Source organism: Pseudomonas syringae CC1557, assembly GCF_000452705.1.
Classification (GTDB): domain Bacteria; phylum Pseudomonadota; class Gammaproteobacteria; order Pseudomonadales; family Pseudomonadaceae; genus Aquipseudomonas; species Aquipseudomonas syringae_F.
The window spans coordinates 968,070-981,328 of the sequence record NZ_CP007014.1 but is presented as its reverse complement, the minus strand read 5'-3'; the positions used below and the strand labels follow the sequence as shown (position 1 = coordinate 981,328).

At 59.4% G+C, this 13,259-nt stretch carries 13 protein-coding genes and 1 other RNA gene; 4 read left to right on the top strand and 10 right to left on the bottom strand.

Features of this window, described 5'->3' with window-relative positions; all coding sequences use genetic code 11:
- From mraY to rsmI, 9 genes are all read right to left on the bottom strand, one after another.
- On the bottom strand, window positions 1–1,083 hold the full coding sequence (mraY, locus tag N018_RS04625) for a phospho-N-acetylmuramoyl-pentapeptide-transferase (RefSeq protein ID WP_003313553.1): 1,083 nt from the start codon (window positions 1,081–1,083) through the stop codon (window positions 1–3).
- Complete coding sequence (locus N018_RS04620) at window positions 1,083–2,453, bottom strand: UDP-N-acetylmuramoyl-tripeptide--D-alanyl-D-alanine ligase (protein ID WP_025388932.1); 1,371 nt, start codon at window positions 2,451–2,453, stop codon at window positions 1,083–1,085. The genes mraY and N018_RS04620 overlap by 1 nt, the downstream gene beginning before the upstream one ends.
- Window positions 2,446–3,909 (bottom strand): UDP-N-acetylmuramoyl-L-alanyl-D-glutamate--2,6-diaminopimelate ligase, encoded by a 1,464-nt coding sequence (locus N018_RS04615; protein WP_025388931.1) that lies wholly within the window; start codon window positions 3,907–3,909, stop codon window positions 2,446–2,448. Before N018_RS04615 ends, N018_RS04620 begins: the two co-directional genes overlap by 8 nt.
- Entirely contained in the window at window positions 3,909–5,636 is a 1,728-nt protein-coding gene (locus N018_RS04610; protein ID WP_161632840.1) for a peptidoglycan D,D-transpeptidase FtsI family protein, read from the bottom strand. The genes N018_RS04615 and N018_RS04610 overlap by 1 nt, the downstream gene beginning before the upstream one ends.
- Window positions 5,636–5,929: a cell division protein FtsL gene (gene ftsL, locus N018_RS04605; RefSeq protein WP_024645916.1), complete on the bottom strand. Its 294-nt coding sequence runs from the start codon at window positions 5,927–5,929 to the stop codon at window positions 5,636–5,638. The genes N018_RS04610 and ftsL overlap by 1 nt, the downstream gene beginning before the upstream one ends.
- Entirely contained in the window at window positions 5,926–6,867 is a 942-nt protein-coding gene (gene rsmH, locus N018_RS04600) for a 16S rRNA (cytosine(1402)-N(4))-methyltransferase RsmH (protein ID WP_080265747.1), read from the bottom strand. Before rsmH ends, ftsL begins: the two co-directional genes overlap by 4 nt.
- A 2-nt stretch (window positions 6,868–6,869) precedes the next feature.
- Window positions 6,870–7,325 (bottom strand): division/cell wall cluster transcriptional repressor MraZ, encoded by a 456-nt coding sequence (gene mraZ, locus N018_RS04595; protein WP_007248958.1) that lies wholly within the window; start codon window positions 7,323–7,325, stop codon window positions 6,870–6,872.
- A gap of 306 nt (window positions 7,326–7,631) precedes the next feature.
- Window positions 7,632–7,989: RNase P RNA component class A (gene rnpB, locus N018_RS25835), an RNA gene on the bottom strand.
- Between the two features lie 82 nt (window positions 7,990–8,071).
- The gene (gene rsmI / locus N018_RS04590) at window positions 8,072–8,944 is read right to left on the bottom strand and encodes a 16S rRNA (cytidine(1402)-2'-O)-methyltransferase (RefSeq protein WP_025388930.1); all 873 of its coding nucleotides are present in this window, start codon (window positions 8,942–8,944) and stop codon (window positions 8,072–8,074) included.
- 281 nt (window positions 8,945–9,225) lie between these two features.
- Between rsmI and N018_RS04585 the strand changes: the two genes are divergently transcribed.
- The 4 genes from N018_RS04585 (at window position 9,226) to N018_RS04570 (ending at window position 12,748) form a co-directional block, all read left to right on the top strand.
- Window positions 9,226–11,040, top strand: coding sequence for a penicillin-binding protein activator (locus N018_RS04585; RefSeq protein WP_024645913.1), 1,815 nt, complete (start codon window positions 9,226–9,228; stop codon window positions 11,038–11,040).
- Complete coding sequence (locus N018_RS04580) at window positions 11,040–11,411, top strand: YraN family protein (RefSeq protein WP_032632871.1); 372 nt, start codon at window positions 11,040–11,042, stop codon at window positions 11,409–11,411. The genes N018_RS04585 and N018_RS04580 overlap by 1 nt, the downstream gene beginning before the upstream one ends.
- Window positions 11,412–11,579: 168 nt before the next feature.
- Window positions 11,580–12,173: a phosphoheptose isomerase gene (locus N018_RS04575; RefSeq protein ID WP_024645911.1), complete on the top strand. Its 594-nt coding sequence runs from the start codon at window positions 11,580–11,582 to the stop codon at window positions 12,171–12,173.
- A complete protein-coding gene (locus tag N018_RS04570; RefSeq protein ID WP_024645910.1) occupies window positions 12,170–12,748 on the top strand; it encodes a BON domain-containing protein in 579 nt (192 codons plus the stop codon). Before N018_RS04575 ends, N018_RS04570 begins: the two co-directional genes overlap by 4 nt.
- A gap of 77 nt (window positions 12,749–12,825) precedes the next feature.
- Here N018_RS04570 and N018_RS04565 read toward each other — a convergent pair whose 3' ends face one another.
- Window positions 12,826–13,242, bottom strand: a complete 417-nt coding sequence (locus N018_RS04565) for a ClpXP protease specificity-enhancing factor (RefSeq protein ID WP_024645909.1) — start codon at window positions 13,240–13,242, stop codon at window positions 12,826–12,828.
- Window positions 13,243–13,259: the final 17 nt, after the last annotated feature.

The following is a 13,259-nucleotide window of genomic DNA, read 5'->3' as shown; positions in this document are numbered from 1 at the left end:
CTACCTCAGTTTCAACGTGGCAAGACCGATCAACACGAGAATCACGGTGATGATCCAGAAACGGACGATCACGCGTGGCTCGGGCCAGCCTTTGAGTTCAAAGTGGTGGTGAATCGGCGCCATGCGAAACACCCGGCGGCCGGTGAGTTTGAAAGACGCAACCTGAATGACCACTGAAAGGGTTTCCATCACGAACACACCGCCCATGATGAACAGGACCATTTCCTGACGCACGATCACGGCCATGGTGCCCAGTGCAGCGCCCAGTGCCAGCGCACCGACGTCGCCCATGAAGACTTGCGCCGGATAGGTGTTGAACCACAGGAATCCGAGCCCAGCACCGATCAGAGCACCGGAGAACACAATCAACTCACCCGCCCCCGGCACATAAGGGATCAGCAGGTATTCAGCGAACTTCACGTTACCCGACAGGTAGCAGAAGATGCCCAGCGCGCCGCCGACCATCACCGTCGGCATGATCGCAAGACCGTCCAGACCGTCAGTCAGGTTGACGGCGTTGCTGGAGCCGACGATCACGAAATAGGTCAGCACGATGAAGCCAATGCCCAGCGGGATGCGTACATCTTTCAGCATCGGCACGATCAGCGTGGTCTCGGTCGCGGACGGTGCGGTCGTATAAAGGAAGATGGCCGCGCACAGGCCAAACACCGATTGCCAGAAATACTTCCAGCGACTCGGCAGGCCTCGGGAATTCTTTTCGATCACCTTGCGGTAGTCATCGACCCAGCCGATGGCACCGAACAGAAAGGTCACCAGCAACACAACCCAGACGTAACGGTTGCTCAGGTCCGCCCACAACAGGGTACTGATACCAATCGACGACAGAATCAGCGCGCCACCCATGGTCGGCGTGCCGGACTTGGACAGATGCGACTGTGGACCATCGTTGCGCACGGACTGGCCAATCTGGCGCATCTGCAAAGTGCGGATCATCCACGGCCCCAGGCATAACGACAGCGTCAGTGCAGTAAGCACGCCAAGGATCCCGCGCAAAGACAGGTACTGAAAGACCGCGAAGCCTTTGTAGAACTGTTGTAAGAACTCGGCCAACAGCAGCAGCATCAATGTTTCTCCAGGCTAGAACCGCACAAGGCAGCCACGACGTTTTCCATCGCAGCGCTACGCGAGCCCTTGATCAATAAAGTGGTATTAGGGTCCTGCTCTGCGCCCAGCGCCGCGATCAGCTCTGCCTGATTGGCAAAGTGATACGCATGCTCGCCAAACGCGCTCACGGCATGCGTCATCAGAGGGCCGACGGCATACAGCGCTGAAACCTTGCCGGCAGCGTAGGCACCTACATCACGGTGGCCCTGCTCGGCCCAGTCGCCCAGCTCGCCGATATCACCCAGCACCAGCACGGTACGACCGGTAAAGCCGGTCAGGATATCGACAGCAGCATTTATAGAGGCCGGATTGGCGTTGTAGGTATCGTCGATGACGCGGACGCCATTGCTGGCGATCTGCGCGACAGCACGGCCCTTGACCGGCTGCACGTTGTTCAACCCGGCGACAATGCCTTCCAGGCTGACGCCCAGCGCGCAGGCAGCGGCCGCTGCAGCCAAGGCGTTGGACACATTGTGTGCGCCCAGCAAATTCAGTTGTACCGGTGCGGCACCGAGCGGGCTGTTCAGGGTGAACGCCGGGCAGCCGCGCGCATCACGCCGCAAATCGGTTGCATGCAGGTGGGCTGACGGATCATTCAATGCGAACGTCATGACCTTGCGGCTGCCAGCGCGCAGGTGCCAGATCGGAAACGCCTTGTCATCCAGGTTCAATACCGCAGTGCCGGTGGCATCGAGACCTTCAAGAATCTCGCCCTTGGCCTCAACGATCCTGTCCGGACCGCCGAACTCGCCCACGTGGGCGGTTCCGGCATTGGTGATGATCGCGACGTGCGGTTTGGTCAGGCTCACGGTAAAGGCAATTTCACCCACCCGTGATGCGCCCAGCTCAATGACGGCGGCAGTGTGTTCGGGTGCCAGTTCCAGCAGCGTCAATGGCACGCCCAGTTCATTGTTCAGATTGCCACGGGTGGCCAGAACCGGGCCGCGCGTACGCAGGATGCTGGCCAGCATTTCCTTGACCGTGGTCTTGCCGCTGGAACCGGTCATCGCCGCGACAGGCTTGTCGACGAACGCATTGCGGTTCATAGCGCCGAGTTGCGCGAGCGCCATGCGCGTGTCGAGCACCACCAGTTGGGGCAGGCTCGCGCCTTCCACTTCGCGCTCGACCAAGGCACCGACGGCACCTTTGGCAGCGACCTGCTCCAGGTATTCATGCCCGTCGAAGCGCGGCCCGGTCAGGGCGACGAACAATTGGCCCGGCGCAATGCCACGGCTATCGGTGCTGACGCCGTCAAAACTGCAGTCGCCACCCACCAGCCGGGCGTCGAGGTGCATAACCAGTTCGCTGAGCGTCATTGGCTTAATCATTCGCAGGCCCCCATGCAGCAAGCGCTTTGTCGGCTTCTTGCAGATCGGAAAACGGATGACGCTGCCCGGCGATTTCCTGATAGTCCTCGTGGCCCTTGCCAGCCAGTACCACGACATCGTCGGCACTGGCTGTGGCGATCAGCTCTGCGATAGCCCGACCACGGCCCTCGATGAACCGTGCCTTGTCAGCATTGACCAAGCCTGGACGAATATCATCGAAAATCTGCGCAGGCGGCTCGTTACGCGGGTTGTCATCCGTGACCCAGACACTGTCAGCCAGACGCTCGACCACTTCGGCCATCAGCGGACGCTTGCCGCGATCGCGGTCACCGCCGCAGCCGAACAGGCACAACAGGCGGCCCTTGGCATGCGGGCGCAGTGCTTCGAGGACTTTTTCCAGTGCATCCGGGGTATGCGCGTAATCGACGACGACCAGCGGCTTGCTGGCACCACCGAGACGCTGCATGCGTCCGACCGGACCTTCGAGTTTCGGCAGCACTTTGAGAATTTCATCCAGCGCATAATCCAGCCCCAACAGCGCACCCACTGCAGCCAGTACGTTGCTCAGGTTGAAGCGGCCCAGCAAAGCGCTGCGCAGGAAGTGCTGGCCCTGAGGCGTGACCAGCGTGGCGCGCACGCCATCGTCGTCGAATTTTGCGTCGCGGCAGTACAGGTAAGCTGAACTGTCCAGCTGGCTATAGGTGATAAGCCGCGATTCATGCTTGAGGGTGGCCAGAGTGCGACCGAACTCGTCATCGAGGTTGATCACCCGGCAGTTCAGGTTGGGCCAGGCAAACAGCTTGGCCTTGGCCGCGCCATAGGCTTCCATGGTGCCGTGATAATCCAGATGATCACGGGACAGATTGGTCAGCACCGCTACATCGAATGCAATGGCCGTCGCACGCCCTTGGTCAAGACCGTGGGACGACACTTCCATTGCCACGGCACGAGCGCCGGCTTTTTTAAGGTCGGTCAACGTCGCCTGAACGGCGATCGGGTCAGGCGTGGTGTGACGGCCGCTTTGCAGCGAACCGTGAAAGCCGGTGCCCAGCGTGCCGACGATGCCGCAGTGCTGACCGAGCAGGTCCAGCGCCTGGGCGACCAGTTGAGTCACGCTGGTCTTGCCGTTGGTGCCAGTGACGCCAACCATGTTCAGGCTGCGGCTCGGATCGCCATAGAAACGCCCGGCGACATCGGACAGCTGCGCTGCCAGGCCCTTGACCGGGATAAGCGGCACGTCGGTAATCGGCAAAACGCTCGACCCTTCGACTTCGTAGGCCACTGCTGCTGCGCCGCGCTTCAAGGCGTCGGCAATGTGCGCGCGTCCGTCGGAGTTGATCCCCGGCACAGCCAGAAACAGATCCCCCGGACGTACGTTGCGGCTGTCGAGCGTCAACTCGCGAATCAATGGATCGCGGTCGGTGTGAGCGAAAATCTTGCTCAGATTAAAAGCCATCAACCGCGCCCTCCTTTGGCTGCCGGTGTTGCATTGACTTGCTCCGGTGGCGCCAGGTTGTCTGGCGTCACGTTCATCAGACGTAATGTGCCGGACATGACCTTGCTGAATACCGGAGCCGACACCAGGCCACCGTAGTAGCCGCCTTTGCTCGGTTCGTCGATCACCACAACGATGGCGTAGCGCGGATTGCTCATCGGTCCGAAACCGGCAAACAGCGAGCGGTAGGAATTCTCTGCGTAGCCCTTGGTGCCGATGGAAGTCTTACGTGCTGTACCGCTCTTGCCGCCAACGTGATAGGACGGCACACGGGCGCGATACACGCCGCGAGGGTCTTCGATCACCTGCTGCAACATGCCTTGCAGGGTCTTGGCGGTTTTCTCGGGGATGGCTTGCGTCGACTCCGGCTCTTTATCCGTTTTCAGGATGGTCAGCGGCACGAGCTTGCCGTTGTTGGCCAGCGCGCCATAGGCATGCACCAGTTGCAACGCGGTAACCGACAAGCCATAGCCGTAGGACAGTGTGGCGGTCTCTGCCTTGCGCCATTCGCGATAGTTGGGCAGGTTGCCGACGCGTTCGCCAGGGAAACCCAGACCGGTGTACTGACCGAAGCCGACACGCTGCATGGCGCGGAAAATCGCTTCACCGCCGACGTCGAATGCGACCTTGCTCATGCCGACGTTACTGGAGTTGATCAGGATGCCGGTCAGATCAAGGATCGGGCCTTCGGTCTTGGTCACGTCACGAATCGTGTACTTGCCGATCTGCAACGTCCCCGGATAAACCTCGACCTTGTCAGTCGGTTTCCAGCGGCCACTGTCCAGCGCGGCGGTCATGGAGATCGGCTTCATGGTCGAACCCGGCTCGAACACGTCGATGATCGCCCGGTTACGCATGGCAGCAGGCACCATGGTCCGACGGTTATTGGGGTTGTAGGTAGGCTGATTGACCATCGCCAGGACTTCGCCAGTCTTGACGTCCATGATCACCATGCTGCCTGCTTTGGCTTCGTTCTCGACGATGGCGTTGCGCAGTTCACGGGTGGCCAGGTATTGCAGACGCAGGTCAATAGACAAAGCCAAGGTCTTCCCGGCCTTGGCATTCTTGGTCACCTGAACATCCTTGATCAGTCGCCCTCGCCGGTCCTTGATGACCTGACGCTTGCCGGGCACACCGGCAAGCCAGTCATCATAAGCAAGCTCGACACCTTCGCGGCCGTGGTCATCAAGGTCGGTAAAGCCAACCATGTGTGCAGTCACGTCACCAGCGGGATAAAAGCGGCGGAATTCTTCGATGCCGTAGACACCAGGTACTTTCAGGTCGATAACCGACTGACCCTGCTCAGGCGTGAGGCCACGAACAAGGTAGATGAATTCCTTGGTAGCCTGCGAGTCGAGACGTTCGGTGAGGGCCTTGAGGTCCTGGCCCAGCGCGGCAGCGAGCATCGGCCACTTGGATTTGTCCTGCTGCATTTCGCGCGGGTTGGCCCACAGTGTGGTGACCGGCGTACTGACGGCGAGAGGCTCGCCGTTACGGTCGGTAATCAGACCACGGTGAGCCGGAATAGGGATATGACGAAGGCTGCGGGCGTCGCCCTGTTCCTTGAGGAACGTGTGGTCGACGACCTGCAGATCGACGATGCGCCAGCAAATCGCGAGCACCAGCGAAACCAGCAGGCCCACAACCACGCGGAAGCGCCAAGGATAAAGTGCGCCTTCGAGTTTCATCATGGCGCCACCATCCGCACTTCAGCAGCACTTGGAATGTGCATCTTCAGCTGTTCGGTGGCCAGGGTTTCGATGCGGCTGTGGGCCGTCCAGGTGCTTTGCTCAAGGATCAGACGACCCCATTCGGCCTGCGCCTTGTCGCGCACGCTCATTTCCGAATACAGCGAGTTGAGCAGCTGACGATTCCAATGGGCGCTATAGGAAACACCAATTGCCGAAATCAGGACAGCGATGAACAGCAGCAGCATAATGAAGCTGCCACCTGGCAAAGGCTTGAGGAAAACCCGGCTCACCTGAGCTTCTCCGCTACACGCATGACAGCGCTGCGCGAGCGTGGATTAGCCTTGGTTTCTGCCTCCGAAGCAAACTGAGCCTTGCCGTGAATCTTGATCTTTGGTTCGAACGGCTTGAACTGGATCGGCAGATCGCGCGGCATGTTATCGGCTTCGCCTTTGGCGAGCTTGCGCATGAACAGTTTGACGATGCGGTCTTCAAGCGAATGAAAGCTGATCACCACCAGACGGCCACCGATTTCCAGCGCGTCCAGGGCGGCTTCAAGCCCGGCTTCCAGATCACCCAATTCGTTGTTGACGTGAATACGCAGGCCTTGAAAGGCACGCGTTGCAGGATTCTTGCCTTTTTCCCAGGCAGGGTTGGCGACCTTGAGCACTTCGGCCAGGTCGGCGGTGCGCTCGAATGGCTGGACTTCACGGCGTTGCACAACCGCGTTGGCCATGCGTTTGGCAAAGCGTTCTTCGCCGTATTCCTTGAAGACGCGGGCGATTTCCTCGGCCGGTGCGGAGGCGATGAACTCGGCAGCGCTGATACCACGCGTCGGGTCCATACGCATGTCCAGCGGGCCGTCGTTCATGAAACTGAAGCCACGCTCAGGATCGTCCAGCTGCGGGGACGACACACCCAGATCCAGCAGGATACCGCTGACCTTGCCCGCCATACCGCGCGCCTGAACTTCCGAACCCAGTTCTGCAAAGCTGCGCTGCACAATGACAAAGCGGCCGTCTTCGGCCGCTAGCGCTTGCCCAGTGGCAATCGCCTGGGGATCCTTGTCGAATCCCAGCAGCTGGCCGTCCGGACCGAGGTGACTGAGGATCAAACGACTGTGCCCGCCACGTCCGAACGTACCGTCCAGATAGCAGCCATCCGCGCGTACCGCGAGAGCCTCCACGGCTTCTTCAAGCAGTACGGTGATGTGGGTAAAGGCGCTATTCATAGTCACAGGATCAGGTCACGTAATTCGTCAGGCATGGCGCCAGGTTGTTGAATGGCCGCAAGGTCAGCATCAGCAAGAGCATTCCAGGCGTCCTCGTCCCACAGTTGAAACTTGTTGAGCTGGCCCACCAACATCACGCGCTTGTCGAGCTTCGCGTACTCGCGAAGGCGTGGCGGCACCAGAAAACGCCCGCTGCCATCCAGCTCCAGATCGACCGCGTTACCAATCAGAAGCCGCTGCAAGCGACGGTTCTCTTCACGAAAGGTCGCCAGATCCCGAAGCTTGGCTTCTATCAGTTCCCACTCGGACAACGGGTAGAGACACAAGCAGGGGTCAACAGCGTCAATCGTCACGATCATTTGCCCGGCACTGCGCGAATCCAACTCGTCACGATACCGGCTCGGCATAGCGAGACGGCCTTTGGCATCGAGATTGATCGCGTTGGCACCACGGAACACAGGCGCATTCTCCGAATATCAGCTTTTTGCGCTAAAAAAACCCACTTCGTGCCACTTTCTGCCACTTGCGCACACTATAGGAACGCGCCCACCACACCGTCAAGGCACGGTCTTAAGGAAAACCCTTACATTTCGGAGATTTAGGAGTGGTTTCGAAGTCAAAACGGATAAATCAGGCGCTATCCGACAGATAAATCCCACACAACTCAAATCGTTGCGATTCGAAGTTAATGTGATTTATGAGCTGTAAGATTTTTTTGGTATTACGAAGGGGATTTGCTGCGTAAAACGAAGGGTAGAAAAAAGGTGGAGAGTCGATCTGTAAGCCGGGTTCTGTCGAGGACAGTCATTCCTCTACGACGGCCATCACTGGACGTCTTTAGCAACCTACCCGGTTCCAGCGCGGGCCACGCCTTGGAACCCTATTTGGTCTTGCTCCGAGTGGGGTTTACCTTGCCACGAACTGTTGCCAGACGTGCGGTGCGCTCTTACCGCACCTTTTCACCCTTACCGGCACCGAAGTGCTTAGGCGGTTATTTTCTGTGGCACTTTCCGTAGGCTCGCGCCCCCCAGGTGTTACCTGGCACTCCGCCCTATGGAGCCCGGACTTTCCTCCCCCCCTTGTTGCGGAACAACAAAAGGCAGCGACTGTCCAATCGACTCTCCGCCGACAAGGTTAGCGGCACACGCCATCAAGAACAAGCTTTAAAGTGCCTGCAACCCGCATGGTCCCTCGCAAGCACCGCTCACTCGCCCCTCTGTTTGTCCAGCGCCACCTGATAAAGCAGATTCTTACGCACCCCTGTTATCTCTGCTGCAAGGGCAGCAGCACGCTTTAGCGGCATCTCTTCAAGCAGCAGATCGAGCACCCTGCGCGCTTCGGCACCGATGACATCCTCGTCTTCGGGCGGGGTCCAGCCGGACACCAGCACGACACACTCGCCACGCTGCTGATTACTGTCGGCCTCGACAAAAGCCCGCAGTTCACCCAAAGGCAGACCCTTGAGCGTTTCGAAAGTTTTGGTTATTTCACGCGCCAGCAGAGCATGACGGTCGGCGCCGAATACCAGCTCCATATCCTGCAGGCACTCCAGAATCCGGTGTGGCGCCTCGTAATAGATGAGCGTGCGCGGCTCTTCCCTTACCAGCTCGAGCTTCGCCCGACGCCCGACCGTCTTCGCCGGAAGAAAGCCTTCGAATATGAAACGATCAGACGGCAGACCCGCAGCAGACAACGCGGCGATCAACGCGCAGGCACCCGGCACCGGCACAACCGGCACACCAGCGGCACGCGCCTGGCGAACCAGGTGATAGCCTGGATCGGAGATCAGCGGTGTACCCGCATCGGAAATCAGCGCGACATCTTCGCCTGCCAGCAGCCGCGCGATAAACCGGCTACCCTCATCTCGCTCGTTATGTTCATGGCAAGCCGCCAGTGGCGTCGATATTCCGAAGTGCTGCATCAGGCGTGCTGAATGACGCGTGTCTTCTGCCGCGATCAACGCGACTTCACGCAACACCTTCAGCGCCCGCACGCTCATATCGTCCAGATTGCCGATGGGGGTCGCTACAACATATAGCGAGCCCGGAGTGGAATTCGAAACAACCGGAACAGTCAAAACGCAGACCTCTTGTGTTAAAGCTTGATGCTTGGAAGCGCGCATTGTACAGACTGCGACGCGAACCTACGGCTCGGGCATCAGGGAAGCCGGTAAAAAAGGAATAAAAACGCGATGACGCCTAACCGAAGCACGCGCCGACAGCCCCGAATTGAACGATTTGGTCGGCAGATGACCCTAACGCGATCAATATCACGGCTTTACATACCTTCGACGTCGCACCCCGGCCAGCGCTTGGGTACAATTCCACGTTAATTCGCTCGAGTATCAGGAACATACCAATGATCGCTTGTCTGCGGCTGCTCTCTGCCCTCTGCTTCGCTGCGCTTCTTGCAGCCTGCGCCAGCTCACCCTCGTCCAGCCTTGGCGAGCTACCGCGCACCCCTGATGCCAGCATCGAGCAATTGCTCGATCAGGCTGCCAACGCCAAAACACCCGAGCAGGCCGCAACGCTGCGCTTGAGTGCTGCCGACCTGGCCAGCCGCCAGAACGACGCAGGACGCGCAGCGCAGATCCTTGGCCAGGTCCAGCTTGATCAACTCAAGCCAGGTCTTCAGGTCTACGCCAGCACGCTTTCCGCCGAGCTGGCGATGGGTCGCAATCAACCCAAGGCCGCGCTGACCGCCCTGAATCATCCGAGCATGCAGCGCCTGGGTGAACTGTCGGTCGAACAGCAGGTTCGTACCCACATGGTCAAGGCGCGCGCGCTGGAAGCCGACGGCCAGATGCTGGCTGCCGTTCACGAACGGGTTGTTGCCGGACCGCTCCTGCAGGGCGCAGACCTCAGCGCCAACAATGATGCGATCTGGACGCTGGTCTCCGCCCTTCCGGCCGAGCAACTGCAGAGCTCCGCTACCGACGACATGGGCGGCTGGCTGAACCTCGCGCGCTCGATCAAAGGTGCCGGTACGCTTGATCAGCAACAGGCTGCCATCGACAACTGGAAAGCACAGAACCCGAAACACCCTGCCGCCCTGCAACTGCCTACTGCCCTCGCCAAACTGCGCGCCTTGACCAGTGAGCCGCTGACCAAAATCGCCCTGCTGTTGCCGCAGGACGGCCAACTGGCATCGGTCGCCAAGGCACTGCGTGAAGGCTTCATGGCTGCGCACTTCCAGGCTCAGCAGGCAGGTGAAAACCCGCCTGCCATCCAGGTCTTCGACAGCTCGCGCATCACCTCGATGGATGAGTTCTATCGTCAGGCACAGGCTGCCGGTGTTCAACTGGTCGTCGGCCCGCTGGAAAAGAACCTCGTAAAACAGCTCAACAGCCGCCAGCAATTGCCGATCACCACATTGGCGCTGAACTACAGTGACATGGGCACGGAAGGCCCGGCGCAGCTGTATCAATTCGGTCTGGCCGCAGAAGACGAAGCCCGCGAAGTGGCCCGCCGCGCGTGGGCCGACGGCAAGCGCAGTGCCGTTGCCATGGTGCCAAAAGGCGAATGGGGCGACCGCGTTCTGGATGCCTTCCGCAAAGCCTGGCAAGCGAAGGGCGGTACGCTGATTGCAGCCGAGCACGTCGATCAGCCGGTAGAGCTGGCCCAACAGGTCGCCGATCTGTTCCAGCTGCGTAACAGTGAAGGTCGTGCCCAACGCCTGCAAAGCACTGCCGGCACTCAGGTAGCAGCACAGCCTAGCCGTCGCCAGGACATCGACTTCATGTTCCTCGCCGCCACACCTCAGCAAGCGCAGCAAATCAAACCGACCATGGTCTTCCAGTATGCTGGCGACGTTCCGGTGTATGCGACGTCACACCTGTTTACCAACAGCAATGACCACGCGCAGTACATGGACCTGAACGGCGTGCGCTTCTGCGAAACACCATGGCTGCTCAACGCCGACGACCCGCTGCGCCAGCAAGTGACGGCGCAATGGCCGCAGGCTGCGGGTAGCCTGGGTCGCTTGTACGCGATGGGCATCGATGCTTACCGCCTGGCCCCGCGCCTTGGCCAACTCAAGGCGATGCCTGATACCCGCATCGACGGCCTCTCCGGCAGCCTGAGCATGAGCCCTGGTCGCCGTATCGAGCGTCAATTGCCATGGGCAGAGTTTGTGGACGGCAAGATTCAGCGCCTGCCGGACACCGCCCCTTGATGCAACGCGGCACCCGACAGCAGGCAGGGCGCGAGGCAGAAGCCTTCGCCCTGCAGTATCTGCAACAGCAGGGGCTGCGTCTCATCGAACAAAACTGGTTATGCAAACGCGGCGAGCTTGATCTAGTCATGCTTGACGGCGATACAGTAGTATTCGTCGAAGTTCGCTATCGCCGCCACGCTGGCTGGGGTGGCGCTGTCGAAAGCGTCGATTTTCGCAAGCAGGAGAAACTCGTCACTGCCGCACAGCTTTTTCTGCAACAGGTCCCGGAATGGGCCGATCACCCCTGTCGTTTCGACGTGATCGCTATTGAAGGCGACCCTGGCAGTGCCGCACCGCTGAACTGGATCAGAAGCGCTTTTGACAGCTGAAGTGCATCAGGGCGAACAGCCCGACTACCTTCAAGACCTGCAACCCGCCTCTGCCATCATCGATTTCGCTATTTGTTTTGCCGGCTGCACACCCTGTGTGCCGGATAGCATCCGGGAGACCCCGGCGCATCCGTCCCGCCGCCGTACGCTCTAATTAAGGTCACATTGATGGACATGCAATCCCGAATTCGCCGGCTGTTTCAGGCCAGCATCGAAACCAAGCAACAGGCGATGGAAGTCCTTGCACCCTATATCGAGCAAGCCAGCCAGGTCATGGTCAATGCCCTGCTCAACGAAGGCAAAATGCTCTCGTGTGGCAACGGTGGGTCGGCGGGTGATGCGCAGCACTTTTCCTCGGAACTGCTCAACCGCTTCGAGCGTGAGCGGCCGAGCCTGCCAGCCATTGCGCTGACCACTGACAGCTCGACGATCACCTCGATTGCCAATGATTACAGCTACAACGAAATCTTCTCCAAACAGATCCGCGCACTGGGCCAGCCGGGCGATGTATTGCTGGCTATTTCCACCAGCGGCAACTCGGCGAATATTATTCAGGCCATCCAGGCCGCACATGATCGTGAAATGATTGTCGTAGCATTGACGGGACGCGACGGCGGCGGGATGGCTTCCCTGCTATTGCCGGAGGACGTGGAAATCCGCGTACCGGCCAACGTCACGGCACGCATACAAGAAGTCCACCTGCTGGCGATCCATTGCCTTTGCGATCTGATCGACAGCCAACTGTTCGGGAGTGAAGAATGACCCCTAATCGTCTCAGCCTACTGGTTTTGACACTGTGCCTCAGCATCACCGGATGCAGTTCGGTGATCACAGCCGCTCGCGAAAAACCGATCGAGGATGATCGCGGCACGCGCACCTTTGGCAGCAAGATCGATGACTCACTGATCGAAACCAAGGCGGCCGTCAATATCTCCAAGGCAAGCCCCGATCTGGCCGAAGGTTCGCACATCGTTGTGACCAGCTACAACGGCATCGTACTGCTGGCAGGCCAGACACCGCGCGCAGACCTCAAGGCAATGGCCGAACAGGCCGCCAGCGCAGTCCAGCGCGTCAAGAAGGTCAATAACGAGATCCAGGTCATGGCGCCGTCTTCGCTGCTGGCCCGCAATAACGACACCTGGCTGACCACCAAGATCAAAAGCCAGATGATCGCTGACGCGTCGATCCCCGGCTCGCGCATCAAGGTCGTGACCGAAAACGGTATCGTATTCCTGCTGGGCCTGGTGACTCAGGACGAAGCCAACCGCGCAACCAACCTTGTACAAAGCGTCTCTGGCGTGCAGAAGATCGTCAAACTGTTCGAGTACATCGACTGACGGCCAACTGGCAGACATGAAAAAGGCGATCCTGAGATCGCCTTTTTTTATTTCAGCGCTGCTGTTTCAGCACCGTGTCACTTGACCACTTTCAGGCTCGGCCGGCCGCTTGGACGCGGCGGCTCGCTGTCTGGCGGCGTATCTTCTTCGATTTCAATCTCGATCTCTTCTACACCCTCAAGAGAGGGCTCCAGATCGAAGACCATGCCCTGCCCGTTCTCCCGGGCATAAATACCCAGGATGGCAGCAACAGGCACGTAAAGCGTGTGTGGCACGCCGCCGAAGCGACCTTCAAAGCTGACGGCGTCGTTGTCCATGTGCAGATGACGCACAGCACTGGGCGAAACATTCAGGACAATCTGTCCATCGTTGGCGAACCCCTGAGGGACCTGAACGGACGGGTACTCCGCATTGACAAGCACATGCGGAGTGCAATCGTTATCGACGATCCACTCATAAAGAGCACGAACAAGATAAGGGCGACTGGAGTTCATTAACGGCTCCTTAAGCC

Bases quoted from the DNA above. Each gene is read 5' to 3' on its own strand.
- N018_RS04580 (WP_032632871.1), top strand. From the start codon at position 11,040: ATGCAACGCGGCACCCGACAGCAGGCAGGGCGCGAGGCAGAAGCCTTC.
- N018_RS04565 (WP_024645909.1), bottom strand. From the start codon at position 13,242: ATGAACTCCAGTCGCCCTTATCTTGTTCGTGCTCTTTATGAGTGGATC.
- rsmH (WP_080265747.1), bottom strand. From the start codon at position 6,867: ATGAATAGCGCCTTTACCCACATCACCGTACTGCTTGAAGAAGCCGTG.
- N018_RS04570 (WP_024645910.1), top strand. From the start codon at position 12,170: ATGACCCCTAATCGTCTCAGCCTACTGGTTTTGACACTGTGCCTCAGC.
- N018_RS04575 (WP_024645911.1), top strand. From the start codon at position 11,580: ATGGACATGCAATCCCGAATTCGCCGGCTGTTTCAGGCCAGCATCGAA.
- N018_RS04620 (WP_025388932.1), bottom strand. From the start codon at position 2,453: ATGATTAAGCCAATGACGCTCAGCGAACTGGTTATGCACCTCGACGCC.
- N018_RS04610 (WP_161632840.1), bottom strand. From the start codon at position 5,636: ATGAAACTCGAAGGCGCACTTTATCCTTGGCGCTTCCGCGTGGTTGTG.
- N018_RS04585 (WP_024645913.1), top strand. From the start codon at position 9,226: ATGATCGCTTGTCTGCGGCTGCTCTCTGCCCTCTGCTTCGCTGCGCTT.
- N018_RS04615 (WP_025388931.1), bottom strand. From the start codon at position 3,909: ATGGCTTTTAATCTGAGCAAGATTTTCGCTCACACCGACCGCGATCCA.
- mraY (WP_003313553.1), bottom strand. From the start codon at position 1,083: ATGCTGCTGCTGTTGGCCGAGTTCTTACAACAGTTCTACAAAGGCTTC.